Raw genomic sequence first — 26,025 nt, 5'->3', positions numbered from 1 at the left:
CATCGTCCCAGCGGAGGGACTTCGCTCGGGGAGAGCCTGGTGTCGTGGCCCGCCCGGAACCGATTGCTGCTCCTGGCTAGATGGCCTTGGTCATCGGGTTGAACGGTTTGGTGTCGGCGAGCATGCGATGCAGGATCACGGCGAGCTTGCGAGCCAGCGCTACCTTGGCCTTGCGCATGCCTGCGCGCCGGGCGATCCGCATCGCCCAGCTCTTCAATGCCGAGCAATTCTTGACCGGCTTGGTCAGCATGACGTGAGCTGCCTGGTAGAGTGCCTCGCGCACGGAGGCATCCCCGATCTTGCTGATGCGGCCGGTGTAGTCGGTCTCACCGGACTGGTACTTCTTCGGGGTGAGCCCAAAGTGGGCTCCCGTGGCCTTCGAGGAGCGGAAGCGCTTCGGGTCGTCGATCGCCGCGGCATAGGTGAGCGCCACGATCGGACCAACGGACGGCGTTGTCATCAGGAGCTTGGCGGATGGATGCGTCCTGGCGAGCTTCTGGGTGTGCTTGTCCAGGCTCTTGAACTCCCGCAGCAGCACCGCATGGGCTTGGAGCAGCGCCGCCGCGACCAACTCCAGTCCGGGATGGCCGGTCACGAGCTCGCGGATGCGTCCGGCGAACGTGCGCTCGGTGGTCGCACCGACCTTCAGGCCAAAACCGCGAAGTATGCCGCGCAGGCTGTTCTCGACATCGCGAAGCTTGGATTGCAGCAGCTTGCGCGCCGTCAGGATGGCGCGGGTCTCCTGCGCCGCGACCGACTTGCAGTGCACCGGCCGGAACCAGCCGAGCCGCATCAACTGCGCGATCCGGCGGGCATCGTTGCGGTCCGTCTTCACCGGCATCGACTTGAAGGCTTCGCGAACGTGCCGCGTTTCCAGCAGCTCGACCGCAAGCCCTGCGTCTCGCAGACCCGCATACAGCCATTGCGACAAGGGGCCTGCCTCCAGCCCGATCCGTTCCAGTACCAGACCCAGCGACCGGAACCAGGCGATCAGCGCCGCCGGCTCGCTCGCAACCTTCGTCTCGCGCAAAATCTTGCCTGTCCCATCGACAAGGCAAACGCTCGAGCATTCCAAAGACACGTCAATTCCTGCATAGTGGTACATGGTCGTCCCTTAATGATGCTTGGAGCGGGCTTGCCCGACTCCGTTGAACACCATCAGTTTGAGGGACGACCGCCTTCCAACCAACAGGCCGCTCGCGAGCGCGCTTCCAAATTGCGCCGTAGCGAGCGGGCGGCCGGCCCGTTACCCCATCTACGGTCTCATAAAATCAAAAGCCCCGCCTGACGAGCGGGGCTTTCATCTTTCAAACTGCTACGGCTGCTCAGCGGACCTTGCCGTTGTATTCCTCGTCGGTGACGTGCTCCATCCAGGTCGAATAGACGCCATCGAGCGCTTCCTGCATGGCGATGTGGGTCATGCTGTTGTCCGGCGAGGCGCCGTGCCAGTGCTTCTCGTTCGGCGGAATCCAGACGACGTCGCCAGGGCGGATCTCCCTGATCGGGCCGCCCTTCGCCTGCACGCGCCCGATGCCGGAGATCACATACAGCGTCTGTCCGAGCGGATGGGTGTGCCAGGCGGTGCGTGCGCCGGGCTCGAACGACACGCGCGAGGCGTTCAGCCGCGCCGGCGCCGGCGCCATGTTGATCGGGTCCTGCAACACCGTGCCGGTAAAATTCTCCTTCGGCGCGCGGCGGGTCGGCCGCGAGCCGGAAACGTGGATGTCCATGGGGTTACCTCCCTTTCTTGACGTTATTTCTTGGTCGCGGCGTAGCGCGCCTTGGTCTCGGCATTCATCGGATACAGGCCGGGCAACTGGGCGCCATTGTTCACCTCGTTGACGATCCAGGCTTCCATCCGTTCCTGCTCCGGCCCCTCGGCCAGCACGTGATCGAGGAACGCCTGCGGAATCAGCACCGCGCCGTCCTGGTCGGCCACCACCACGTCGTTCGGGAATACGGCAACGCCGCCACAGCCGATCGGTTCGCCCCAGCCGACGAAGGTGAGACCTGCAACTGACGGCGGAGCCGCGTAGCCGTCGCACCACACCGGCAGGCCGGTGCCGAGCACGCCCTCGACGTCGCGCACCACGCCATCGGTGATCAGCGCCATCACCCCGCGCTTGGCCATGCGGGCGCAGAGGATGTCGCCGAAAATGCCGGCATCGGTGATGCCCATGGCATCGACCACGGCAATGCAGCCCGCCGGCATCGCCTCGATCGCGGTGCGGGTCGAGATCGGCGACGACCAGGATTCCGGCGTCGCCAGATCCTCACGGGCGGGCACGAAGCGCAGCGTGAAGGCCGGTCCGACCAGCCGCTTCTGCTCCGGCTTCAAGGGCTTGGTGCCGCGCATCCAGATGTTGCGCAGGCCCTTCTTGAGCAGGACGGTGGTGATGGTGGCGGTGGACACGTGCGACAGCGTCGCGATCGCTTCGGCGGACAGTGACATCTGGAAAGCTTGCTCCGATGGGAGGAAAAGACCGGCGCATGTTGCCGGGCAAAGGCCTTGCGTCAAGGGCTGCGCGAAAAAGCTGCGATCATCCAGATTTATCACTGGCATGCCGATTAATTTATTGAAGTTGCTGCATCATTTTGCACGAAGCGAATTCCGTTTTATCTCGAAACACGCTAGCTTGATGGTTGACGAACAGCGCTTCACCCAATGGCCGACCCCTTAAGTCCTCCCCGCCTTTTGCCGAGTGGCGACAGCGCCATCACGGTGGAATTCAGCCGCACCATCGACGACGCCGCCAACCGGCGGGTGCTGGCGCTCGACCGCGTCATCGCTGCCGAGCCGATTGCCGGCATCACCGAGACCGTGCCGACCTACCGGTCGCTGCTGGTGCATTACGACCCCGTGCAGATTACTTTCGATGCGCTGGGCGAGCAGCTGCTGGCACGCGCCGCCAAGGCGCCGCCGACCGAGACCGGAACGCGGCGCTGGCGCATCCCGGTGACCTATGGCGGCGAGCACGGCATCGATCTCGAGGACGTCGCGAAGGCGCTCAAAACCACGCCCGACCAGATCGTGGCGCGCCATGTCGCCGGCGACTATCGCGTCGCCATGATCGGCTTCACGCCGGGCTGGTCCTATCTCAGCGGACTGGAGAAGTTCCTGCACATGCCCCGGCGCAAAGATCCGCGGCTCCTGACCCCGGCCGGCACCATTTCGATCGGCGGCATCCAGACCGGCGTGCAGTGCCTGGCCGGCCCGAGCGGCTGGCACCTGCTCGGCCGCACCCCGGTGCGAACCTACCAGTTGCATCGCGATCCGACCTTTCTGCTGGAGCCGGGCGACGCCATCACCTTCACGGCGGTGGACGCCAAGACCTTTGCCGAACAGGACCGCGCCGCCGAGGCCGGCGAGTTCGTCGCCGAACTGGTGACGCCATGAGCAAGCTCGTCGTCAGCTCGATCGGCCCGGCGAGCTCGGTGCAGGACGCTGGTCGTCCGGGCTCGCAGCGCTACGGTCTCGTGCCGAGCGGCGCGATGGACCGGCTTTCGCTGGCGGCCGCCAACACGCTGGTCGGCAACGACCTGTTCGCCGCCGCGGTCGAGATCGGCCCGTTCGGCGCCAGCTTCACCGCGCGCGGGGGCGCGGTGCGCGTCGCCCTCGCCGGCGCGTCGCGCAATGCCGATATCGGCGGCCGGCCAGTCGCGTTCGACAGCTCGGCGACGCTCGCCGAAGGTGAGACGCTCAATCTCGGCTTCGCCCGCGGCGGCTCGTTCAGCTATCTCGCGATCGAGCACGGCATCGAAGGCGAGCCGATGTTCGGCAGCCTCGCCGTCAACGCCCGCGCCGGGCTCGGCAGCCCCTACCCGCGGCCGCTGCAAAGCGGCGACGAGTTGACGACGCAGGCCGCAAGTGGCGCGCCCGAACGCCGCATCGAATTGCCGGCCGCGACCGATGCGCCGATCCGCATCCTGTTCGGCCCGCAGGACGACGAGTTCGCCGAGGACCACAAGAAGCTGTTGGTCGACAGCGAGTGGAAGATCTCGGCGACCAGCGACCGCATGGGCTATCGCCTCGAAGGTCCCGCCATCAAGCATCTCGACGGCCACAACATCGTCTCCGACGGCACCGTGAACGGCAGCATCCAGGTGCCCGGCAACGGGCAGCCGATCGTGCTGATGCCGGACCGCGGCACCAGCGGCGGCTATCCGAAGATCGCAACCGTGATCACGGCCGATTTCGGTCGCTTCGCGCAGATCTCGGCCGGCCGGCCGTTCCGCTTCAGGGCGGTGACGATGGCGGAAGCGCAGGCCGAGGCGATCAAGTTCCACGAGCTGCTGCGTTCCCTGCCCGACCGCCTCCGTGGCACTGAGGATTTTGGCCTCAACATCGAAGCGCTGCGGGATGCGAATGTCGCGGGTCAGGCCGTCAACGCCGTCGATGTGTCGACCTGGCAAGTTGCGCTACCCTGAATCTGTACAACAACAGACGGATCGATCGTCATGACTTCAACTATCGACCTCAATTGCGATCTCGGCGAAAGCTTTGGCCCCTGGGAAATGGGCAATGATGCCGCGATGATCGAGCTTGCGACCTCGGTCAACGTCGCCTGCGGCTTTCATGCCGGCGACGCCGACATCATGCGCAAGACGGTCGAGCTGGCGAAAGCGCGCGGCGTCAGCGTCGGCGCCCATCCCGGCTATCGCGACCTGCACGGCTTCGGCCGCCGCCCGATGCCGGGACTGACGTCCTCGGAGATCGAGAACCTGATCGCCTATCAGATCGGCGCCCTGCAGGCGATCGCGACCGCGGCCGGCCACAAGGTCACCCACGTGAAGGCGCATGGCGCGATTTCCAACGTCGCTTGCGAGGACGACATGACGGCACGAGCGATCGCCAATGCGATCAAGGCAGTCGATCCCAATCTCATCTTCGTGGTGCTCGCCAACTCGAAGCTGGTGCGCGCAGGTGAAGCGGCGAATCTGCGGATGGCGCATGAGGTGTTCGCCGACCGCGCCTATGAGGACGACGGCAACCTGGTGTCGCGCAAGAAGCCCGGCGCGGTGCTGCACGATCCCAAGGCGATTGCCGATCGTGTGGTGCGGATGGTGCAGGACGGCGCGGTCGTCTCGGTCACCGGCAAGGTGATCAAGATGCAGACCGATACCGTCTGCATCCATGGCGACACGCGTGGCGCCGTCGAGATTGCGCGCGGCCTGCGCGAGGCGCTGAAGCAGGCGGGCATCACCGTTGCGCCGTTCAAGACCGCGCACTAAGCCGCGAACATCGATCAAAAAAGGGCCGGCCGCCGTGCCGGCCCTTTAGATTCCGTTAAGAGTCTTCTTAAACCCAAACTTGCCGTTTGATTGTTAGGTGCAGCTTCCGAGCCTTTGATTGTCCTCTTAGGAAATTGGGTACGAAAGCATGTTCCGCACCAGCCTCTCCCTCACCATTGCCGCGGTTGCCACCGCCGCCTTCACCAGCGCGGCATCCGCCGGCTGCTACAGCTGCTTTACGCCGCCGCCGCAGCCGTGCACGACCTGCTATCAGGTGCAGAGCGTGCCGCCGCAGTATCGCACGGTGCAGGAGACCGTCATGGTGGCGCCGGGCCGCGTCGTCGCGCATCGCACGCCGGCACAGTATCGCACCGTGATGGTGCCGAGGACGGTGATGGTCGCGCCCGAAGGCGTCGCCTATGAGCGCATTCCGCCGCAATACGCCACCCAGGAGCGCGTGCAGATGGTCTCGCCGGGCTATTCCTACTACGCGCCGGTTCAGCAGACCTGCAGCACCTGCGGTGGCGGCTACGGCTACGGATATGGTCGCGGTTACGGCTACTGAGCTGTCAGCATCCAGCCAACACAAAGCCGCCGCCTGAGGACATCAGACGGCGGCTTTTGAATTTTCCGAAGGACTCAGAACGGGTGCACGGACAGCGTGCCGAACACGATGGCCGCGATCACCGCAAAGGCGCTGTACAGCGCCGCCGTGTGAATTCCGGTCCCGGACTTCCGTGAAATGTTACGCGCGTAAAGGTGCAGGCGGGCCTCCGCCGATAGCTCGCGCATGGTCGATCTCCAACGCCCCATTCTCGGACATATGGAATATCGTTCGCGCCCGGATTCAAGCGGGCGGCAAAAATAGCGATGCCGCCGCCTTCGGGAACTCGGTTCCGAGAGGAATATTCCTTCCCGCGCGCTCGGCCGAGAATCCTATTCGCCGCAATTCGAGGCGTCGGGAACCCGCGCCAGTCCCGCGATAACCGAAAATCTCGAAAACAACCCCATGCAAAGTAGCCGGAGGTCGATAGCCGAAGCCGCTGCCGCCGCCGCGCCTGTTGCCCATCCTTGTCCCGGCAACAAGACGCACCGGTCGTGCACGTGCCGCCTGACGCGGCCGCTGCGTCGCGCTCAGGCCTTCCAGCGCCCGATCTTGAACGCTGCCAGATGGCCCGGAACGTCGCTCGGGTCGAAAGGCGGGCCGGCGAACGCCCCGATGGCGCTGGAGGCGCCGGCCGGGCGACCCGATGCCGCGTCGTAGAGATCGGGCCTGAACACGGCCATGGCGGTCTTCAGCGCTTCCGGCCGGTATGGCGCCTGGCCCCAGCGAACCATCTGCGCATAGAGCCAGGCCGCCTGCCCCGGATCAGGCCGCGCCGCCGCCTCGCGCCCGACCAGCAAATAGCGATTGCTCTCGCGCATGGTGCCGTCGGGCGAAATCTTCAGGTGGCCATCGAGCGTGCGCTGGATGACGCTGGCATCGACGCCGATCCGCTCGGGCTGCGCCAGGATGCGCGCGACCTCGGACCGGTTCTCGGGCCGCTCGATGAACTCCACGGCGCGCAGATGTGCACGCACCAGCGCCGCCACGATGTCGGGATGCTTCTCCGACCAGCTCTGCCGCACCGCCAGCACCTTTTCCACCGCGCTGAGCAGGATGTCGGAGACGAAGTGCAGGATGTGGCCGATGCCGAGATCGACCGCGATCGAATTCCAGGGTGCGCCGACGCAGAACGCGTCGACATGACCGTTGGCGAGACTGTCGACCATGTAAGGCGGCGGCAGCACCACAAGCTGGACATCCTCATCGGGATCGACGCCGCCGGCGGCCATCCAGAACCGCAACTGGTAATTGTGGGTCGAGAACGGGAAGGTCATGCCGAAGGTCAGCGGCTCCGCCCCGCTCTTGCGCCGCTTGGCCACCACGCGGGCGAGCGCCTGTGCGGTTGCCATCGGATCGAAGCGGTCGCCGTCGATCTCTTCCATCAGCGCGGCGTGCAGCGCCGGCGATACCGTGATGGCATTGCCGTTGAGCCCGAGGTTGAAGGGCGCCGCGATCGGCACCTTGACGTGACCGAGCCCGAGGCTCGAGGCGATCGCCACCGGCGCCAACAGATGAGCGGCGTCGAACAGGCCGATATTGAGCTTGTCGCGGACGTTCGACCACGACACTTCCCGCACCAGCGTGACGTCGAGGCCTTCGGCCGCCGCGAATTCCTTGTCGACGGCAACGATCAGCGCGGCAGCGTCGACCAGCGGAATGAACCCGATGCGCAATGGTGTGGTCATTTCAACAGCTCCGACGCCGTCAGGATTGATTGCGCGATCTCTCCGATTTTCTTTTTCTCGCGCATCGCGGTCGAGCGCATCAGCACGTAGGCCTCCTCCTCGGTCAGCCCCTTCACCTTCATCAGAATGCCCTTGGCGCGGTCGATCACCTTGCGCTCCTCCAGCGCGTGCTTGGTGCGGTCGAGCTCGTCCTGCAGCTTGGCGAAGGCATTGAAGCGGGAGACGCACAGATCGAGGATCGGCTTCATCCGCTCCTTCTTGAGACCGTCGACGATGTAGGCGGAGACGCCCGCCTCGACCGAGGCCTGGATCGAGGCGGCGTCGCTCTGGTCGACGAACATCGCGATCGGCCGGCGGACGGCACGGCTGACCTGGAACATTTGTTCCAGCACGTCGCGACTGGGGTTCTCGAGGTCGATGACGATGATCTCGGGGTCGAGCGCATAGATTCGCGAGAGCAGGCTCTGCATCTCGCTGATATGCACGACATCCGTATACCCGGCCTCCCGCAGTCCCTCTTCCAGGATGGCCGCTCGGATCGGGCTCTCGTCGACTATGACGATCTTGGGAGACGATTCAGCGCTCATCGACAACTCTTAAGGCCCGGCAGATGCATCCATATCATGCCGGAAGCGCCGGGAAAGGGTTGTAATTCTCGGCAATTGGGACTAGCTCCTGCCCATTCATCAGGCAGATCAGAGATATGCAAGAGGCCGCCGCGCCGAAAGTGAGCTTTGTGTCCTTGGGGTGCCCCAAGGCGCTGGTCGATTCCGAGCGCATCATCACCCGGCTGCGCGCGGAAGGCTATGAGCTGGCGCGCAAGCACGACGGCGCCGACATCGTCATCGTCAATACGTGCGGCTTCCTCGACAGCGCCAAGCAGGAATCGCTCGCCGCGATCGGCGAGGCGATGGCCGAGAACGGCAAGGTCATCGTCACCGGCTGCATGGGCGCCGAGCCTGAGCAGATCGAAAGCGCCTATCCCGGCGTGCTCTCGATCACGGGGCCGCAGCAATATGAGAGCGTGCTGGACGCCGTGCACCGCGCGCTGCCGCCGGCGCACAACCCGCATATCGACCTGGTGCCGCCGCAGGGCGTCAAGCTGACGCCGCGGCACTACGCGTATTTGAAGATATCCGAAGGCTGCAACAACCGCTGCAGCTTCTGCATCATCCCGAAGCTGCGCGGCGATCTGGTGTCGCGGCCGGCGAATGACGTGCTGCGCGAGGCCGAGAAGCTGGTGAAGGCCGGCGTCAAGGAATTGCTCGTCATCTCGCAGGACACCTCGGCTTATGGCGTCGACCTGAAATACGCCGAGAGCCCGTGGCAGGACCGCAGCGTCCGCGCAAAATTCTTCGATCTCGCCAAGGAGCTCGGTGAGCTCGGCGCCTGGGTGCGGCTGCAATATGTCTACCCCTACCCGCATGTCGACGAGGTCATCGGCCTGATGACCGAGGGCAAGGTGCTGCCCTATCTCGACATCCCGTTCCAGCATGCGAGCCCTGACGTGCTGGGCGCGATGAAGCGCCCGGCTGCGCAGGAGAAGACGCTGGCACGCATCCAGAAATGGCGTGAAGCGTGCCCCGAGCTGACGCTGCGCTCGACCTTCATCGTCGGTTTCCCCGGCGAGACCGATTCCGATTTCGCCTATCTGCTCGACTGGCTCGATGAAGCGGAAATCGATCGCCTCGGCTGCTTCAAATACGAGCCGGTTGCCGGTGCCGCGTCGAACGCGATTGGCAATGCCGTACCCGACGAGATCAAGCAGGAGCGCTGGAATGCGCTGATGGCGCGGCAGCAGAAGATCTCCGCGAGGCGCCTCAAGCGCAAGGTCGGCACCCGCCAGCAGGTCATCATCGACGAGGTTGGCCCCACGGTGGCGAAGGGCCGGTCAAAGGCCGATGCGCCCGAGATCGACGGCGCCGTCTACCTCACCAGCCGCCGCCCGCTGAAGGTCGGCGAGATCGTGACCGCCAAAATCGAGCGCTCCGACCAGTACGACCTGCACGGCAGCGTCGCCGGATTCTAGCTCCAGTCCGCTCCTTCGAGACCTCCCCGGATACCAAACGGCGTCCGTTGCTAGACGGAACTCAAGCGTCGCCGACAAATTGTTGGTCCAGGAGGAATACGATGAGCCGAGCAGATCTTTTGAGGCAGGCCGAGAACGCGGAGCGCCACGCTGACCAAGCCACCGATGAGGAAATCAAGAGCGCGCTAAAGAAGGCCGCCGATGATTATCGGCGCGAGGCCGCGCAGGAGACTGCTATCGCGACAATCGCGTCAGAAGCTGCCGAGCGCGGCTGAAACATCACGGAAGATAGTTGTGCTGAGTACGAGGATCTGGAAGATCACGACGAGAATGCAAAGCAACTGATAAAATGGAACGGACGGTTCGATCGGCTTTGCCCAACGCACCCAAGCAAAGGTCTCGCGCCCCCTAGCGACAGCTTCATCAGTCATGCTCATTGCCTGCCTGGCTCCCACAATGGCATCAAGACAAGCCAAACTAGGAAAATCGGGCAAACGAAGAGGTAGGATATAGCGTTCTCAGGCTCAAGCGGCTTACCGAACCTATCGAGCCCATGACGGATGATTTCCGAGGGAATTGGAAACTTGAGGTAGACGTACAAGGTCACGCTTATACCCACGAAGGCAAGCAATGCATTGATGATTGCCGTGCGCTTCGTGAGTTGCCGAAGGACACCGGCCAACTCGTCGGGCACCCGAGGACGGGCTTGCGCATTTTGAGACATTCAGGTCGAAACCTTCGAGCTTCTGCGAACAAGGCTAGAACAGCACGCGGGCCGGTAGCAACTGCGCGGGGTTCCGCTCCGTAGGAACGCCGCTTCTTTCCGTTCGTTAACGGAACATCACCGCACGGCTAGTGGCAACTATCGGTGATGAGATCGCCCGGTTTAACGCTCCGGCCCAACACCAGCAGGGAGCAACGCCATGACCAGCAAGCGGCGTCGTTTCAAGCAAACCCAATCACTGCAAGAACGCCTAGCCGACGAGGCCGTGCGCTCGCAGGCCAAGGCACTCTCTCCGTCTGCAAAAAAGAAGCCCTGCTCAGGAGAGCCCGGCAAGGCGAGACCCCAGCCAATCTGACGGAGTGGCTGACGACCCCAGGTTCACGAGCGCCGATCTAGGCCGCGCCATGATCAACCAGCCCCAATTCGATTCCTATTCGACGGCTGCGCGCGTCTGTCTAGGAGTTGCGGTCTTTAGCGCCACGATGCTCGCTGCACTGATGACGAGCATTCTTATGTAATAGGGCCTCTCAGTTCGCCGGTCTGCAGCGAGGCTGACGTATTACCCCTATTCGCGCAATAGAAAGGGCCCCAGCTGCGAAAGCTGAGGCCAGTGTTCAGCTGGGCGTCTCAGTGCCGGTAGCGGTGCGGCACCGAACAGGGCGAACAATGCGGCCGCAAGCGCTTCGTTCCTACTCATAAAAAAGGCCCCTGCATCCGGATCATGCAGGGGCCAAGCTGGATCGCCGCACCGCTGTTCACCGAGAAGCAACGGTCGTCGTCCTAGGGCAGAAAAAACACGAAATGAAAATCACGCGCCCTCTTGCCCGGATCATCCCAACGACATCCAGTTCCGGAAATAACTCGTGTGAATCTCGGCGAGACAAATTGCCGCTTTTTCCTGTCCCAAGCGACGGTCCCAATAGAGATGGTCGCGAATGTGCCCCGGGTCTTCGGGGGCAAGACCCGGGGCACGTTCATTCGTCTAATGCCGCTCTGCCGAGGAGCGGCGCATTGCTAACGACGCATCGAAGGTACCGTTCCTAACGTCTTCCTTATCGCCGACCCGAGCCGGCGCTCAACTCGCTTGCGGCTATTGCCGACCTTCTTGACGGCCTTCTTCACCGATGCTGCCGACTTCCGGGTTTTCCTCGCCTCATAGCTCACCTCGTAATCCTACCCGCCGGCGACGCGCGCACGGTCCTGCTTGCGACCGCGCGCGGTCTGCTTCCGCGCTATGCCCGTCGAATGAGGCGCTGTCCGCGCTTGACACCACCGCCCCTCTCGCTGTATGGGCCTGCGCCATGAAGCTGAACCGGACCCACCGCCGCGCCATCTGCCGTCGTCGCACCCGCGACGATGCTGGGCTGCGCCGTGTCCGACGCCATCGCTGATCCTATAAATCAGCCGAGGTTTTCGAGAAGGCCGCGCCCCCAAGCGCGGCCTTCTCGCTTTTCGGCCTGCCCTTTCCCAACACCGACCCCAGAGGAGATCGACATGACCAACGCTACCCATCCGTTCGATGCGCTGATGGACATCACCGCTCGCCCCGAGGTCGTGTTCGTACGCGGCGCCGGCTCGTATTTGTGGGACAGCAACCGCAACCGCTATCTCGATTTCGTGCAGGGCTGGGCCGTCAATCCCCTCGGCCACTCCCCGGTCATCGTGGCCGACGCGCTGGCGGCGCAGGCGAGACGGCTGCTGACGCCGAGCCCGGCGTTCTACAACGAGCAGAGCCTGAAACTGGCAAAGCTGCTGGTCGACAACAGCTGCTTCGACCAGGTGTTCTTTGCGAACTCAGGCGCGGAGGCCATTGAGGGTGCGATCAAGCTCGCGCGCAAATATGGCATGAAGTACAAGAACGGCGCGCATGAGATCATCACCTTCGAAGGCGGCTTCCACGGCCGCACGCTCGCGACCATGTCGGCCTCGGGCAAGAAGGCGTTCGAGCCCCTGTTCGAGCCGAAGGTCTCGGGCTTCCGCAAAGCCAGACTGAACGACATCGAGTCGGTGCGAAAGCTGATCACGTCGTCGACGGTCGCGGTCATGCTGGAGCCGATCCAGGGCGAGGCCGGCGTCTGGCCCGCGACGGATGAGTTCTTGCAGGAGTTGCGGGCGCTGACCCAGCAGCGCGGCCTGCTGCTCATTGTCGACGAGATCCAGACCGGCATCGGCCGGACCGGAAAGCTGTTCGGCTATCAGCACGCCGGGATCGAGCCCGACATCATGACGCTCGGCAAGGGCATCGGCGGCGGCGTGCCGCTCGCGGCCCTGCTCGCGACCGAGCATGCCTCGTGCTTCGATCACGGCGATCAGGGCGGCACCTTCAACGGCAATCCGCTGATGTGCGCCGCGGGGCTTGTCGTGCTCGATCAGATCGGAAAGCCCGATTTCCTGAAATCGGTTGTCGATGCCGGTCTTTTGCTCGAGCGCGAATTGCAGCGGCTGTCGTCGCGGCACGGACTCGGCGAGATCAGGGGGCGCGGCCTCCTGCTGGCGCTCGACCTGAAGATGCCGATCGGCGCGGCCGTGGTTGCCGAGGCGTTTGCGGCCGGCGTGCTGATCAACTCGCCGCAGCCGGACACGCTGCGCTTCATGCCGGCGCTGAACGTGACGCGGGAGGAGATTTCCCTTGTCGTCGACTGCCTGGATACGGTGCTGACCAAGGTCGGCGCGGCACGGCGGGTGGCGTAGGATCCTCCCCCCCTCGTCATTGCGAGGAGCGAAGCGACGAAGCAATCCATCTTCCCGGGTGGAGAGGTGGATTGCTTCGCGGAGCCTGTCATCCGGCGGCGCTTTGCGCCGACCGGGTGGCTCGCAATGACGGCGAGAATTACGGCCGCAGGATCGCCGCGCCCGTCGTCGCCCTGCTCTCCAGGTCGATATGCGCCTTGGCGGCGTCCTTGAGCGCGTAGGCGTGGTTGATCGGCACGTGCAGCTTGCCGTTGATCACGGCGGCGAACAGCGTGTCGGCGCCTTCGAGCAATTCCTTGCGGGTGCCGACATAGTCGTTGAGCTTGGGCCGCGTCGCGAACAGCGAGCCGTGGTTATTGAGTTCGGCGAGCGGGAACGGCGGCACCGGGCCCGACGCGTTGCCGAAGGAGACGAACAGACCGCGCGGCCTGAGGCAGGACAGCGATCCCGGGAACGTGGTCTTGCCGACGCCGTCATAGACGACGTCGCAGAGCTCGCCGCGGCTGATCTGCTTGACGCGTTCGACGAAGTTCTCCTCGTTATAGAGGATGACGTGATCGCAGCCATTGGCGAGCGCGAGATCGGCCTTCGCCTTCGAGCCGACGGTACCGATGACATGCGCGCCGAGCGCCCGCGCCCATTGGCAGGCGAGCAGCCCGATGCCGCCCGCCGCGGCGTGGATCAGCACGCGATGGCCGTGCTCGACCTTGAAGGTCTTGTGCAGGAGATACCAGACCGTGAGGCCCTTCAGCATCAGCACGGCGCCCTGCTCGTAGGTGATATGGTCGGGCAGCTTGACGAGCTTGTCGGCCGGGATGACGCGCTCGGACGCGTAGCCGCCGAGATTGTAGTAGTAGGCGACGCGATCGCCGGGGTGGAAATTGGTCACGCCCGGACCCACGGCCAACACCTCGCCTGCAGCCTCATTGCCGGCAATGAACGGCAGGCCGGGCGCCTTGTAGAGGCCGGTGCGGAAATAGACGTCGATGAAGTTCAGACCGACCGCATGCTGGCGGATCCGGACCTCGCCCGTCCCCGGCGCGCCCACCTCGACGTCCTCGTAGGTCAGGACTTCCGGGCCTCCCACCTGGTGCACGCGCACAGCCTTGGTCATGTCGTCGCTCCCCTCAATATCAGCGTCAAGCGAGCGAATGCCATCGCGGCCGGCTTGTCAACCAAGCGGGCCGGAACCGGCTACGGCACGTTCCGGAAAAGTGCGAACCGGCTTTCCCTCGCGACAAACGCGCAGCGTTTGCGCGGAGATCATGCCCATCAGCGCGCCGGCTTCCTGCGGTTGCGCTTGGCCATGACGTTGAACGCCTCGACCGCGGCCGAGAAGGCAATCGCGAAATAGATGTAGCCGCGCGGAATGTGGAATTTGAATCCGTCGGCCACCAGCGCCACGCCGATCAGCACCAGGAAGGCCAGCGCCAGCATCTTGGTGGTCGGATGCTCCGCGACAAACCGCGCCACCGGTCCCGACGAGATGTACATGATGACGCAGGCGATCACGACCGCCGCGATCATGATCTCGATGTCCTGCGCCATGCCGATCGCGGTGATGATCGAATCCAGCGAGAACACCAGGTCGATAATGATGATCTGCACGATCACCCAGAAGAACGCGCTGGCGCTCGGCCTGTCGCCGGCTTCCCCCTCGCGCGCCTCGACCTCGCCGTGGATCTCGTGGGTTGCTTTCGCGATCAGGAACAGGCCGCCGCCTATCAGGATGATGTCGCGCCACGACAGCGCGACGTCGCTGACTGATATCACCGGTTGGGTCAGCCCGATCAGCCAGACCAGGATCGAGAGCAGCAGAATGCGGAACACCAGCGCCAGCAGCAGGCCGATCTGCCGCGCGCGCTTGGCCTGCGCCGGCGGGATCCGCGACACGATCACCGACAGGAAAATCACGTTGTCGATGCCGAGCACGATCTCGAGCGCAGTCAGGGTCAGCAACGCCGCCCAGGCTTCCGGGCTGGTGATCAGTTGCATCATGCTCTGAAGGCTTTCATCCGGCGGATCACGGTATCGCTGCCGATGATGTAGACGGCGATGGCGCAGAGACCGAAGGTGATCGGGGCTCCGACCACGAAATCGTTGGCGAGCGTGTACATGCCGAGCAGCGCCCATGCGCCGAGCAGCCACAGCGTCAGCCAGCGCAGCCGCACCACACGCAGCGGATGCAGCACGTGGAACGGCGCGAAGGTCAGCACGATCAGGAGCGCGACCACGATCGTCGACAGCACGGGCGGCAGATGCAGCAGGAACAGGTAGAACGCCGCCGCATTCCACAGCGCCGGGAAGCCGCGGAAATGGTTGTCATCGGCCTTCATGCGGCGGTCGGCGAAATACAGCGCGCTGGAGACCACGATGCCGATGCCGAGGATCGGCGCCGCCAGCGGCAGCAGCATGCCGCTCGCGGTGATCGCATAGGCCGGCACGAACACATAGGTGACGAAATCAACCACCAGGTCGAGCACCTCGCCCGACCAGTTCGGCTGCAGCCGCACCACGTCGAGCCGGCGCGCCAGCGGGCCGTCGATCCCGTCGATGATGAGCGCGACCCCGAGCCAGGCGAACATGTTGGCCCAGTGCTCGCGCACCGCCTCCAGCATCGCCAGCAGCGCGACCCCGGCGCCGAGCGCCGTGAAAATATGAACGGTGAATGCGGCGGTCCGCATCCGTTCTGGCAACGCATCGGGCTGGCTCGAATGCTCCATCGGCCGAGTGCTATCAGGAATCGGACCGGTTTGCATATGCGGTCTTGCGGCGTTCCGCCGCGCAAAGCGTTGGAGACTCTTGGTGGTTACCGATGGCTTGAAAATCGGGCCAAGCATGTCAAATGTCCTGATATGACCGACAGCTCGCTGGATTATGACGTTATCGTAATAGGCGGCGGTCCGGCCGGATTAACGGCTGCGATTGCCCTTGCCGACGCAGGTGCGCGGACTGCGCTGCTGGCGCGCCGCGCGCCCTATGCCGACAACCGGACCACCGCGCTGCTCGGTGCCTCGACCGATATCCTGGATCGGCTCGACGTCTGGCGGCGCTGCAGCGACCGAGCGGCGGCGCTCAAGACCATGCGCCTCGTCGACGACACCGGCCGCCTGATCCGTGCGCCCGAGGTGCGCTTTTCGTCCGATGAGATCGGCCGCGAGCAATTCGGCTTCAACATCGACAACCGCTCGCTGGTCGCGGCGCTCGAGGACCGCGCCGGCGAAATGTCCGCGCTGACGCGGTTCGACGATGAAGCCGCCTCGGTGCGGCCGGACGATGCCGCGGTTACCGTGGTGACGCGGCAGGGCCAGTCGCTTCAGGCCCGGCTCGTGGTCGGTGCCGACGGGCGCAATTCATTGTCCCGCGAGGCCGCCGGCATCGAGGTGACAAGCCGCGAGCTCGGGCAGTCCGCCCTCACCTTCAACGTCACCCACACCCGGCCGCACCACAACATCTCGACCGAGTTCCACACCGAGCACGGCCCCTGCGTGTTCGTGCCGCTCAGCGGCGTCAGAAGCAGCGTGGTCTGGGTCTCGGCGCCCAAGGAGGCCGAACGGCTGATGGCGCTCGGGGACGACGAATTGTCGCTCGCCGCCGAGCGGCAATCGCATTCGATCCTCGGTCGCATCGAAGTCCAGGGCGGCCGTCACGTGTTTCCGCTGGCGATCGAACGGCCGCGGCAATTCGCCAAGGACCGGATCGCGCTGGTCGGGGAATCCGCCCATGTGCTGCCGCCGATCGGCGCGCAGGGCCTCAATATGGGACTGCGCGATGCCGCCGATATCGCCGAGATCACCGGTCAGGCGATCGGTGGTGGCGAAGATCCCGGCGCGCCCAATGTGCTGTCGCGCTACCAGGCGGCGCGGCGCCCCGATGTCGCCAGCCGGACCTGGGCGATCGACATCGCCAACCGATCGCTGCTGAGCGATTTCCTCGGCATGCAGACGGCGCGTGCTGCCGGCCTGCATCTGCTCGGCGCATTCGGCCCGTTGCGGCGCCTGGCGATGCGCGAAGGCCTCGCTCCGTCGTGGCGGCGGTGAGCAAAGCGTTTTCGAGCGAAGTGGGTACCGGTTCGCGTTAAGAAAACGCGTCAAATAAGAAGCGCGCCGATCAGGGAAACACCAGCCGTCCGCTCTGGATGAACCACATCACGCTGGTCAGCGTGACCACGGAGGCGAAGGTGCCGATCAGCACCGCGACCGACGCCGGCTCGATCCAGGTGTCGTTCTGCCGCGCGATCACGAACACGTTGAGCGCCGGCGGCAGCGAAGCCATCAGCACCGCTGTCGCGGCCCAAGGCTGCGCGAACGGGCCGAACAGCAGCATCAGGCCGAAAGCCAGCAGTGGATGGATCAAAAGCTTGATCGCGACCACGCCCGGGACCTCCCACGGCACCCGCTCGAACGGCCGCAGCGCCACCGTGATGCCGAGCACGAACAGCGCTGTCGGCGCGGCGGCGTTTTCCAGGAACTGGATGGTGCGATCGAGCGCGACCGGGATCGGGATGTGAAACGCGGCGACCAGCGCCCCGAACACCGCCGACATGATCAGCGGGTTCTGCACGATCTGTCGCAGCACCACGCCGAGTGCGTGCAGCAGCGAGGGATGGTCGCGGTCGGTGAGCTCGATCAGCAGCGGCACGATCGAGAACAGGAAGATGCTGTCGCAGCAGAAGATCAGCGCCGTCGGCGCCGCCGCCTTGGCACCGAGCACGGCGAGCGCGAGGCCAGGCCCCATATAGCCGATATTGCCGTAGGCGCCCGACAGGCCGGCCAGCGTCGCCTCGCGCAGCGTGAGCCCGCCGATCAGCTTGCCCGCGACCATCGCCAGGAAGAATGCGAGCACGGTTCCGAGCGTGGTGGCGATCAGAAATGGCGGGTTGTTCAGCTGCGCAAACGGCGTCTTGGACATGATCCCGAACAGCAGCGCCGGCAACGAAACGTAAAGCAGGAAGAAATTCATCCAGGCGAGCCCGCTCTCTGGCAAATCCTTGGCCTTGCCGCACGCATAACCGATGAAGATCAAGCCGAAATACGGCAACGCCAGATTGAGGATATCGATCATTCTGAAAGTAGTTTCTCGGCCGGATTTCGGGTCGTTTTTGCAGGGCTGGAATCGGTAAAGCGCGGGTTAATTCGGACCTTAGCCCCTAGCATCGGCCACAATGTTGGTCTATCGACGAGCCATGATCAAAGCGCGCACCGCCAAGTTTCAGATCGGGCAGATCGTCCGTCACCGGGTGTTCTCCTTCCGGGGCGTGATTTTTGATATCGACCCGGAGTTCAACAACACCGAGGAATGGTGGCTGTCGATCCCCGAGGACATGCGGCCCCACAAGGACCAGCCGTTCTACCATTTGCTCGCGGAAAACTCGGAGACCGAGTACGTCGCCTATGTCTCGGAGCAGAACCTCTTGCCCGACGAGTCCGGCGAGCCGATCCGGCATTCGCAGGTGGCGGAGATCTTCATCAAGGATAAATCGGGCGGCTACCGTCCGCGCAATCCCTCGCTGAACTGAGGTCCGGCGGCGCTCCGGCGAATGCCACGGCGTTCGCGCTGCCACGCTCACACCCCCTCGCGCCTGGCCAAGACAACCGCGATCGCCCAGACAACAAATCCCGCCAGCGCCAGCCCCGCGCCGACGAGGCCGGTCGACGTCCAGCCATAGCCGGCTGCGACCGCCATTCCGCCGAGCCACGGACCCAGCGCATTGGCGACGTTGAAGGCGGAGTGGTTGAGCGCCGCGGCGAGGCTCTGTGCCTCGCCCGCGACGTCCATCAGGCGGGTCTGCAACACGGTGGCGAGCGCCCCGCCCAGCCCGATCAGGAACACGTCGGCGGTCAGCGTCCAGAAATTTCCGGCCGCCAGCGGATACAGCGCGAGCGTCGCCGCCGACCACAGCAGGAGCCCGCCCGCGGTTGCCATCAGCGCGCGGTCGGCGAAGCGCGGCACGATGATGTTGCCGGCGGTGAGGCCGGCGCCGAACACGCATAGCGTGACCGGCACCAGCGCGGGCGAGGTGTGGGTCACCGCCAGCATGGTCGAGGCCAGGTAGGTGTAGACCGAGAACAGCCCGCCGAAACCGATGGCGCCGATCGCCAGCGTCAGCCAGACATGCTTGCGCCCGAGTGCCGACAGTTCGCGCAGCGGGCTCGCCTTGCTGTTGGCGGCATCACGCGGGGCGAAGATCAGCACCAGGATCGCGGTCAAGAGCGCGAGGCCGGCGACGATCGCGAAGGCCCAGCGCCAGCCGATCGCCTGCCCGACCCCGTTGGCGAGCGGAACGCCGACCGTCGTCGCGATGGTGAGCCCCAGCAGCACGCGGCCGACAGCCGCCGTGCGCCTGTCCGTCGGGACCAGCGAGGCCGCGACCAGCATGGCGATGCCGAAATAGGCGCCGTGCGGCAGCCCCGCCAGGAAGCGCAGCGCCAGCATGGTGTGATAATCGGGGGCGAGCCCCGAAAGGCCGTTCATCAGCGCGAAGAAACCCATCAGCGCGATCAGCAGCGTCCGCCGCGTCATGCGCGCCGACAACACCGCGATGACCGGCGCACCGACGACGACGCCGAGCGCGTAGGCGCTGATCGCGTGGCCGGCCTGGGGCTCGCTGATGTGCATGTCGTGGGCGAAGAACGGCAACAAGCTCATGGTCGCGAATTCGGCGATGCCGATTGCGAAGCCGCCCATCGCCAGCGCGAGATGGACGATGCCGGGATGAAACGTTCCGGGGATGTTGTCCTGGCTGACGCGAACGCCAACATCGACCGAAGCACCGCCGGTCGGGTGCTCCCGAGGCCGGGAGCGCGGTTCCCGCCGTTGCGTGCCGGCTTGCTGGGACATTGCGCGACTTCCATGACTGCGAGCGGCGGCCAGGATTCGCGGAAGAACCACGCGCGCATTTGCGCATCGAAGGCGCTGTTCGCGCTTTCGTCTGGCCTCCCGTATCGGATTTATGATTGTGCTTCGACGCCGGACTTGTCCGGACCAGGCACCGCCGATGCGCGCTCATCGCGCGACGCAATCGAAGCACCCTTCGACGACCATCGCACACGATCTGCGCAATCACCAGCGCAGCAGGCTGCCAGCAGCCAGTCTGTTTCGCATGACAAAAAAGGCGCCCTTCCGGGCGCCTTTTGATCGCGATGATCTCGCGTTTTCTTGAACGCGTGATTGAGGTGTTTACTTGGCCGCCGGGTTGGCCGGCGCCGGAGCCTGCGCAGAGCCACCGCCCGCGCCTTCCAGCTTCTTGCGCTGCTCTTCGGCGCGCTTCTGCAACTCTTCCTGCAGCTTCTTCGAGTTTTCCTCGAACACCTTTGGATCGGTCGGCGGGCCGTCATAGGCCTTGGCGAATTCGGTGTTGAGCGGCAGCGGCAGCGTCAGCGGCGCGCCGTTGGAATTGATCGCCTGGACCACGAGGTTCTGGCCCTTCTTCATGTTGGCGATCAGCTCGGGCGTTGCTTCATAGTCGGACATGCAGCCGTTCTGGAAGCAGATCACATAGGGCGCCTGCTGCGGCGGGTTGCCGTCGACGATGATACGGGTGCCGTGCACGAGCTGCATGCCGAGCGGCAGCGTGACGCGCAGGATCTTCTTCGGCTCGCCTTCCGGCTCGATGATCACGGCGGCGATCACCGGCTGGCCGGACTCGATGCGGCCGTCCTTGCCGGTGAAGCAGACCTGCTTGGCGTTGGCTTCCTGGCCCTTCAGGCAGAACTTGGTCCAGGGGGCGTAGATCAGCTGGATCTGCTGATCCTGCGCCGGCGGCTGGGCGGCCGCAGCGGGCGGCTGGCCGGCGGCCGGTGCTTGGGCGGGCGCCTGGGCTGCCGGAGCCTTCGGAGCTGCCTTGGGTGCCGCCTTGGGCGCAGCCTTCGGTGCCGCAGGCGCCGGCGCTGCCGGCTGCTGGGCCCGAGCGGCAGGAACCAGGAGCGCTGCAGAGAATGCCGTCGCCGCCATCAGGGCAACAATTCGCCCATGCGGCCGGACCGGGGCGGCCAAGATACGGAAATTCATTGCGGAAAACCCTTTCTGAACGGAAGCCCGAAACCGCTGCAGGCGCCGACACATAGCCGTTTGGGCGGCTGTCTCCTAGTCAATTGAGGCGGATACGTGACAGGCGTTCCCGCCTTCGAATTGCACGCCTTCAATACAGCGGCGCGCGGAAAGATCAATGCCGACAAGCGGATTTGCGCCCATCTCGCGGCGAGTTTCAGCGGCCTGTGATAAACCTCCGGGCGTGACGTTTCGCGAATCAAATCCGGCGCCTCACGCACGTGTTCCCGGGCACACTTGGCGCGCCGCATGGGCCGCCATCTGGCTGGTCCTGGGGTACACGACGAGCGGGCTGGTCCCTGCGGCGGCCGCCGAGAGCCACGCGATCGCGATGCATGGCGCCCCCGCGCTGCCACCCGACTTTACCCACCTGCCCTATGCCAATCCCGACGCTCCCAAGGGTGGCCGCCTGGTCCAGGGCGTGATCGGCACCTACGACAGCCTCAATCCCCTGATCATCAGGGGCGTCCCCGTGCAGCAGGTCAGGGGCTACGGCTATGAGCGCGGTTATGTCTACGAAAGCCTGATGGCGCGGGGCAATAACGAGCCGTTCACGCTGTACGGCCTGCTCGCGCGCAGCGTCGAGACCGACGACGCCAGAAGCTATGTGACATTCCACATCGATCCACGCGCCCGCTTCTCGGATGGCCGGCCGGTACTGGCCGACGACGTGCTGTTCTCGCTGGCGCTGCTGCGCGACCACGGCCGTCCGATGCACCGTCAGTATTATTCGAAAGTCGCAAAGGCCGAGGCGCTCGACCCGCTCACGGTCCGGTTCGATTTCGGCGGCGTGGCGGACCGCGAATTGCCGCTGATCCTCGGCCTGATGCCGATCCTGCCGCGGCACGCCATCGACCCCGAAAAATTCGAGGAAACCACCTTGGCCCCACCGATCGGGTCCGGCCCCTACCGCGTGACGGCGGTCAAGCCCGGCGCCAGCGTCACCTTCACGCGGGATCCCAATTATTGGGGCCGCGATCTGCCCATCAACCGCGGCCTCTGGAACTTCGACGAGATCAGGCTCGATTACTACCGCGAGGCCAACGGCATGTTCGAGGCCTTCAAGCGCGGCCTGTATGATTTCCGGACCGAGACCGAGCCGTTGCGCTGGCACGACGGCTATGACTTCCCGGCGGCGCGCAACGGCGAGGTGATCCGCGACACCATCAAGATCGGCACGCCGCGGCCGTCCGAATTCCTGGTTTTCAACAGCCGGCGGCCGAAATTCGCCGACCTGCGGGTGCGACAGGCACTGGCGATGCTGTTCGATTTCGAATGGGTCAACCGCAACTATTATTTCGGACTGTTCTCGCGGGCCGGCGGTTTCTTCGCCGGATCGGATCTGTCCGCCTATGGCCGCCCCGCCGGCGATCGCGAGCTCGAGCTGCTCAAGCCATATCTGTCGCACATCCAGCCCGATATCCTCGACGGCCGCTATCGACTGCCGGTCACCGACGGGTCGGGGCGCGACCGCGGCCTCCTGCGCAGTGCGCTCGCGCTGCTCACCGAGGCGGGCTACGCGCTCGACGGCACAGTCTTGAAGCAGCGCTCGACAGGGACGCCGCTGCGCATCGAGATCCTGGTGACGACGCGCGAGCATGAGCGGATCGCCCTCGCCTATCAGCGCGACCTGAAGCGGGCCGGCATCGAAGCCGCGGTGCGGGTGGTCGACGCGGTGCAGTTCGAGCAGCGCCGGGTCGGCTATGACTTCGACATGATCCCCATCCGCTGGGACCAGTCGCTGTCGCCGGGCAACGAGCAGTGGTTCTACTGGAGCAGCCAGGCCGCCGATGTGCCGGGCACAAGGAATTACATGGGCGCCAAGGATCCCGCCATCGACGCCATGATCGCGGCGCTGCTCGCGGCGCGCGAGCGGCCGGCCTTCGTCTCGGCGGTGCGGGCGCTGGACCGGGCCCTGATGTCGGGCTTCTACGCTATCCCCCTATTTAACTTGGGAGAGCAATGGATCGCGCGCTGGAATCGGATAGAACGGCCTTCGACCACGGCGTTGACGGGCTACCTGCCGGAAACCTGGTGGCAGACGCCCGCCGCGCAGTCCAAGTGATTTCCAAGTGATTTGCGACCCGATGCGGCATGATCTGGTCCGATCGAAGCGATGCAACCGACGTTGAACCTGTGAACCAGTCGATCACCTCGCCAACGCTCGATACCTTGTTCAAGCGCACTTTGGCGCGGCAACCCGAGGCGCTGGCGCTGGTCGACCCGCTCAACAAGCAGCGCATCACCGGACAGACCCGCAAGCGCCTGACCTATGCCCAGGCCGACCGCGCGATCTCGGCGATCGCCGCCCACTTCGTGCAGAGCGGATTGCCGGCCAACACGGTGATCGCCGTGCAGCTGCCCGGCACGGTCGAATTCGCCTTGACCGTCCTTGCCGCGCATCGGGTCGGCCTGGTGGTGGTGCCGCTGCCGCTGCTGTGGCGGCAGGCCGAGCTGACGTCCGTGCTCAACCGCACCGCGGCGCGGGCGATCGTCAGCTGCGGCCGGATCGACGGCGTCTCCTATGCCGACATCGCCATGAACGCCGCGGCCGAAGCGTTCTCAATCCGCCATGTCTGCGGCTTCGGGACCGATCTGCCCGAAGGCATGGCGTCGCTCGACCAGGCGATCCTGGAGGACTCCCGGGCCTCGCGCCCGATGATCCAGGACGGCCGCAAGCCGGCGCTGATCTCCTTCGACGTCACCAGCGAAGGTCTTCGTCCGGTGCCGCGGGCGCATTTCGGCCTGATAGCCGGCGGGCTCGCGATGTCGCTGGAGAGCGATCTGCCGCAAGGCGCCACCATCATGTCGGCATTCGCGCCGATGTCGTTCGCCGGCATCTGCGCGTCGCTGGTGACCTGGCTGCTGTCGGGCGGAACGCTGGTGCTGCACCACCCGTTCGACGAGGAAGCGTTCGAGACCCAGTTCAACGATCACACCTGCAACACGCTGATCGCGCCGGCGCAGCTCGTACTGCGGCTCGACGAGCGCGGCCTGTCGGAGCGCCTGCCCAGCCTGCGCACCGTGATTGGCCTCTGGCGTACGCCCGAGCAGGTTGCCTCCAGCGCGCACTGGAGCTCGCGGCGGGTGACCATGACCGACGTCTATCTGTTCGGCGAGGCCGGGCTGTTCGGCGCCCGCCGCACCGCCGAGGACGGATCGCCGGCCGTGATCAAGCCGGGGCCGCACAGTGCGCCGCGCGAAGCGCCCGGCGCATCGGTCGCCGGCGAGATCCTGCTGACGCCGAAGGGCACGCTCGGCCTGCGCGGCCCGATGGTGCCGGTCGCCGCCTATGCGCCGCCGCCTCCGCCCGGCGACAGCCTGATCGCGCCGCCGCCGCGCGATTTCGTCGACACCGAATATGCCGCGCGGGTCGATCGCGCGACCGGGGCCGTCAACATCACCGCGCCGCCGTCGGGGGTGATGACGGTCGGCGGCTACCGCTTCCTCGCCCAGGAGCTGCAGGAGTGGTCGCGCCGCCTCGGCCAAGGCGCGCTGCTCACCGCATTGCCGGACCGTCTCAGCGGCCACCGGCTCGCCGGACGGGCACAGGACAATGCGCGCGCCCGCGACGCCCTCACAGAACTTGGGCTTAACCCCTTGATGGTCGAGGCATTTCGCGACCGTGGCGGCGCCGGGTTGAGTTAAAATCTTATCATTGTGTTAGTCTTATCATTGTGTTGACGCCGCATTAAGCCATGCGAACTAGCATCGCAGCCGTTGCTGATCTTAAGCATTGGTTTCGAGCGTTCGAATGTCCCAGCAAGGTCCGGTCCTCATCGTATCGGCGTCGACAAAGCCGTCGTTTGCCGCAGCCCTCGATGAGACGAAACTCTTCCCGGTCGTGGTCACCGACTGGAACGAGGTCGGACGGGCCATCGAGCAGGTCAAGCCGGCCGCGATCATCGCGGCCGCCGAGGGCGTCGACTTCGTCACCCTGTCGGGTCTCGCCAAGCGCGCTGCCGCCCGTGCGCCGTATCTGCCGCTGATCGCGGTCGATCCCGCGACCACCCTGCCCGACACCGTGATTGCATTCTTCCAGAACAAGGGTCTGCCGGATCGGCTGGTCGCCCGGCTCAACGCGTCCTTACGCGTTCGCGCGCTGCATTCTACCGTGATGCGCCGCCTGGTGCCGCCGGCACCGATCGCCCTGTCTGACATCGATCCGATCGGAGAGGCCACCGCGCTGTTGATCGGCCGCGGCGGCGCTTATCCGACGCTGTCGGTCGCGCTCGGCGAACGCGCCGGCGTGGTCGGCGCGCTGAGCATCGAGGCCGCCGCCAAGCATCTCTCGAGCCGCGATATCGACGGCATCGTGCTGGCGGAAGGCTTCACGCCGCGGGTGATGGATGCGTTCCTGACCGTGCTGACCGAGGATGTCCGCTTCCGCCCGTTGCCGGTGATCGTCGCCTCGGGCGAGCTGACGCCGCGATACGAGCTGCCCAATCTCGAGATCGTCACGGCCGGGCCGACCCGCATCGCCGACATGGCGCTGCCGATGATCCGCCAGCACGCCTTCGAGGCGCGGCTCGGCCGCATGCTGAAGGCGATCGACGCCAAGGGCCTGATCGATGCCCGCACCGGCCTGCTCACCAAGGCCGCGTTCGAGCGCGACTTCGCGACCGCAGTCTACCAGACCGCCGAGCGCGGCGGCGCGCTCTCGGTGGCACGCTTCACCTTCGACAACACGCAGCCGCGCGCGCAGTTCGACGGCGCGCGGATCATCAGCCGGCTGATGCGCCGAGCCGATTTCGGTGCCGTGCATGACGAGCGCTCGCTGGTCGTGGCATTCGCCGGCACCGACCTGCGCAACGCGCAGGCGATCACGCGGCGATTGGCGAGCGTCATGCGCCACACCCAGAACGGCCGCCGCGACGCCCGCGCCGAGCCCGCCGTCAGCGTCGCAACGCTGATGCCGGGCGATTCCGCACTGTCGCTGCTGGGGCGGCTGTTCGGAGCGCCGGAGCGCGCGGCGTCGTAAGGCCCGCGGATTTTAGGGCACGGTCAT

At 65.3% G+C, this 26,025-nt stretch carries 25 protein-coding genes and 1 pseudogene; 12 read left to right on the top strand and 14 right to left on the bottom strand.

The window, feature by feature from the left end:
• Positions 1-76: 76 nt before the first annotated feature.
• The 3 genes from ACVMIH_RS06705 to ACVMIH_RS06695 all read right to left on the bottom strand — a co-directional run bounded on the left by ACVMIH_RS06705 (position 77) and on the right by ACVMIH_RS06695 (position 2,452).
• The gene (locus tag ACVMIH_RS06705) at positions 77-1,105 is read right to left on the bottom strand and encodes an IS110 family RNA-guided transposase (RefSeq protein WP_057016162.1); all 1,029 of its coding nucleotides are present in this window, start codon (positions 1,103-1,105) and stop codon (positions 77-79) included.
• A 220-nt stretch (positions 1,106-1,325) separates the two neighbouring features.
• Complete coding sequence (locus ACVMIH_RS06700) at positions 1,326-1,730, bottom strand: (R)-mandelonitrile lyase (RefSeq protein ID WP_057018689.1); 405 nt, start codon at positions 1,728-1,730, stop codon at positions 1,326-1,328.
• A 23-nt stretch (positions 1,731-1,753) separates the two neighbouring features.
• A complete protein-coding gene (locus ACVMIH_RS06695) occupies positions 1,754-2,452 on the bottom strand; it encodes a ribonuclease activity regulator RraA (RefSeq protein WP_456861023.1) in 699 nt (232 codons plus the stop codon).
• A 213-nt stretch (positions 2,453-2,665) separates the two neighbouring features.
• Here ACVMIH_RS06695 and pxpB point away from each other — a divergent pair, with 213 nt between their 5' ends.
• From pxpB to ACVMIH_RS06675, 4 genes are all read left to right on the top strand, one after another.
• Positions 2,666-3,397 (top strand): 5-oxoprolinase subunit PxpB, encoded by a 732-nt coding sequence (gene pxpB, locus ACVMIH_RS06690; protein WP_057018691.1) that lies wholly within the window; start codon positions 2,666-2,668, stop codon positions 3,395-3,397.
• Positions 3,394-4,428, top strand: coding sequence for a 5-oxoprolinase subunit C family protein (locus ACVMIH_RS06685; RefSeq protein WP_456861021.1), 1,035 nt, complete (start codon positions 3,394-3,396; stop codon positions 4,426-4,428). Before pxpB ends, ACVMIH_RS06685 begins: the two co-directional genes overlap by 4 nt.
• A 30-nt stretch (positions 4,429-4,458) precedes the next feature.
• Positions 4,459-5,232, top strand: a complete 774-nt coding sequence (locus ACVMIH_RS06680; RefSeq protein ID WP_057018693.1) for a LamB/YcsF family protein — start codon at positions 4,459-4,461, stop codon at positions 5,230-5,232.
• A 148-nt stretch (positions 5,233-5,380) separates the two neighbouring features.
• Complete coding sequence (locus ACVMIH_RS06675) at positions 5,381-5,797, top strand: hypothetical protein (RefSeq protein ID WP_456861020.1); 417 nt, start codon at positions 5,381-5,383, stop codon at positions 5,795-5,797.
• 74 nt (positions 5,798-5,871) lie between these two features.
• Here ACVMIH_RS06675 and ACVMIH_RS06670 read toward each other — a convergent pair whose 3' ends face one another.
• The 3 genes from ACVMIH_RS06670 to ACVMIH_RS06660 all read right to left on the bottom strand — a co-directional run bounded on the left by ACVMIH_RS06670 (position 5,872) and on the right by ACVMIH_RS06660 (position 8,111).
• Positions 5,872-6,024: a hypothetical protein gene (locus ACVMIH_RS06670; RefSeq protein WP_016844408.1), complete on the bottom strand. Its 153-nt coding sequence runs from the start codon at positions 6,022-6,024 to the stop codon at positions 5,872-5,874.
• Between the two features lie 342 nt (positions 6,025-6,366).
• Positions 6,367-7,524: a CmpA/NrtA family ABC transporter substrate-binding protein gene (locus tag ACVMIH_RS06665; protein ID WP_456861019.1), complete on the bottom strand. Its 1,158-nt coding sequence runs from the start codon at positions 7,522-7,524 to the stop codon at positions 6,367-6,369.
• Positions 7,521-8,111 (bottom strand): ANTAR domain-containing response regulator, encoded by a 591-nt coding sequence (locus tag ACVMIH_RS06660; RefSeq protein WP_028332037.1) that lies wholly within the window; start codon positions 8,109-8,111, stop codon positions 7,521-7,523. Before ACVMIH_RS06660 ends, ACVMIH_RS06665 begins: the two co-directional genes overlap by 4 nt.
• 116 nt (positions 8,112-8,227) lie before the next feature.
• Here ACVMIH_RS06660 and rimO point away from each other — a divergent pair, with 116 nt between their 5' ends.
• Positions 8,228-9,553, top strand: coding sequence for a 30S ribosomal protein S12 methylthiotransferase RimO (gene rimO / locus ACVMIH_RS06655; RefSeq protein ID WP_456861018.1), 1,326 nt, complete (start codon positions 8,228-8,230; stop codon positions 9,551-9,553).
• A gap of 101 nt (positions 9,554-9,654) precedes the next feature.
• Positions 9,655-9,828 carry a hypothetical protein gene (locus ACVMIH_RS06650; RefSeq protein ID WP_159109454.1) on the top strand — a complete coding sequence of 58 codons (174 nt, stop codon included), beginning with the start codon at positions 9,655-9,657 and terminating at the stop codon, positions 9,826-9,828.
• Here ACVMIH_RS06650 and ACVMIH_RS06645 read toward each other — a convergent pair.
• Together ACVMIH_RS06645 and ACVMIH_RS06640 are read right to left on the bottom strand one after the other, a co-directional pair.
• Positions 9,805-9,990 (bottom strand): hypothetical protein, encoded by a 186-nt coding sequence (locus ACVMIH_RS06645; RefSeq protein ID WP_456861016.1) that lies wholly within the window; start codon positions 9,988-9,990, stop codon positions 9,805-9,807. The two genes, ACVMIH_RS06650 and ACVMIH_RS06645, sit on opposite strands and share 24 nt — an antisense overlap.
• A 1,301-nt stretch (positions 9,991-11,291) precedes the next feature.
• Positions 11,292-11,513, bottom strand: a pseudogene (locus tag ACVMIH_RS06640) (DUF3606 domain-containing protein).
• A gap of 258 nt (positions 11,514-11,771) precedes the next feature.
• Here ACVMIH_RS06640 and ACVMIH_RS06635 point away from each other — a divergent pair.
• Positions 11,772-12,968, top strand: coding sequence for an acetylornithine transaminase (locus tag ACVMIH_RS06635; protein WP_456861014.1), 1,197 nt, complete (start codon positions 11,772-11,774; stop codon positions 12,966-12,968).
• 139 nt (positions 12,969-13,107) lie between these two features.
• Here the strand turns inward: ACVMIH_RS06635 and ACVMIH_RS06630 are convergent, their stop codons facing one another.
• From ACVMIH_RS06630 to pcsA, 3 genes are all read right to left on the bottom strand, one after another.
• Complete coding sequence (locus tag ACVMIH_RS06630; protein WP_050384723.1) at positions 13,108-14,082, bottom strand: quinone oxidoreductase family protein; 975 nt, start codon at positions 14,080-14,082, stop codon at positions 13,108-13,110.
• 158 nt (positions 14,083-14,240) lie between these two features.
• Positions 14,241-14,966 (bottom strand): TerC family protein, encoded by a 726-nt coding sequence (locus tag ACVMIH_RS06625; RefSeq protein WP_057018700.1) that lies wholly within the window; start codon positions 14,964-14,966, stop codon positions 14,241-14,243.
• A complete protein-coding gene (gene pcsA / locus ACVMIH_RS06620; RefSeq protein WP_057018701.1) occupies positions 14,963-15,691 on the bottom strand; it encodes a phosphatidylcholine synthase in 729 nt (242 codons plus the stop codon). Before pcsA ends, ACVMIH_RS06625 begins: the two co-directional genes overlap by 4 nt.
• A 132-nt stretch (positions 15,692-15,823) precedes the next feature.
• On the opposite strand from pcsA, the gene ACVMIH_RS06615 reads away from it, so the two are divergent.
• Positions 15,824-17,008 carry a UbiH/UbiF family hydroxylase gene (locus tag ACVMIH_RS06615; RefSeq protein WP_057018702.1) on the top strand — a complete coding sequence of 395 codons (1,185 nt, stop codon included), beginning with the start codon at positions 15,824-15,826 and terminating at the stop codon, positions 17,006-17,008.
• Positions 17,009-17,078: 70 nt separating this feature from the next.
• On the opposite strand, the gene ACVMIH_RS06610 is transcribed toward ACVMIH_RS06615, so the two are convergent.
• Positions 17,079-18,032 carry an AEC family transporter gene (locus ACVMIH_RS06610; RefSeq protein ID WP_057018703.1) on the bottom strand — a complete coding sequence of 318 codons (954 nt, stop codon included), beginning with the start codon at positions 18,030-18,032 and terminating at the stop codon, positions 17,079-17,081.
• Positions 18,033-18,153: 121 nt separating this feature from the next.
• Here ACVMIH_RS06610 and hspQ point away from each other — a divergent pair, with 121 nt between their 5' ends.
• Positions 18,154-18,486 (top strand): heat shock protein HspQ, encoded by a 333-nt coding sequence (gene hspQ / locus ACVMIH_RS06605; protein WP_021081543.1) that lies wholly within the window; start codon positions 18,154-18,156, stop codon positions 18,484-18,486.
• Between the two features lie 47 nt (positions 18,487-18,533).
• On the opposite strand, the gene ACVMIH_RS06600 is transcribed toward hspQ, so the two are convergent.
• On the bottom strand, positions 18,534-19,808 hold the full coding sequence (locus ACVMIH_RS06600; RefSeq protein WP_456861011.1) for an MFS transporter: 1,275 nt from the start codon (positions 19,806-19,808) through the stop codon (positions 18,534-18,536).
• Between the two features lie 339 nt (positions 19,809-20,147).
• A complete protein-coding gene (locus tag ACVMIH_RS06595; RefSeq protein ID WP_028340693.1) occupies positions 20,148-20,978 on the bottom strand; it encodes an invasion associated locus B family protein in 831 nt (276 codons plus the stop codon).
• A 370-nt stretch (positions 20,979-21,348) separates the two neighbouring features.
• Between ACVMIH_RS06595 and ACVMIH_RS06590 the strand changes: the two genes are divergently transcribed.
• The 3 genes from ACVMIH_RS06590 (at position 21,349) to ACVMIH_RS06580 (ending at position 25,998) form a co-directional block, all read left to right on the top strand.
• Positions 21,349-23,082, top strand: a complete 1,734-nt coding sequence (locus ACVMIH_RS06590) for an extracellular solute-binding protein (RefSeq protein WP_456866393.1) — start codon at positions 21,349-21,351, stop codon at positions 23,080-23,082.
• Positions 23,083-23,111: 29 nt separating this feature from the next.
• Positions 23,112-24,665, top strand: coding sequence for an AMP-binding protein (locus ACVMIH_RS06585; RefSeq protein WP_456856093.1), 1,554 nt, complete (start codon positions 23,112-23,114; stop codon positions 24,663-24,665).
• Positions 24,666-24,771: 106 nt separating this feature from the next.
• Positions 24,772-25,998, top strand: a complete 1,227-nt coding sequence (locus tag ACVMIH_RS06580) for a GGDEF domain-containing protein (protein WP_456861009.1) — start codon at positions 24,772-24,774, stop codon at positions 25,996-25,998.
• The last annotated feature ends 27 nt before the right edge of the window (positions 25,999-26,025 follow it).

It is taken from the genome of Bradyrhizobium sp. USDA 4503, from assembly GCF_054055815.1.
The sequence above is the reverse complement of the archived record's forward strand: the minus strand, read 5'-3'. Positions and strand labels throughout refer to the sequence as shown.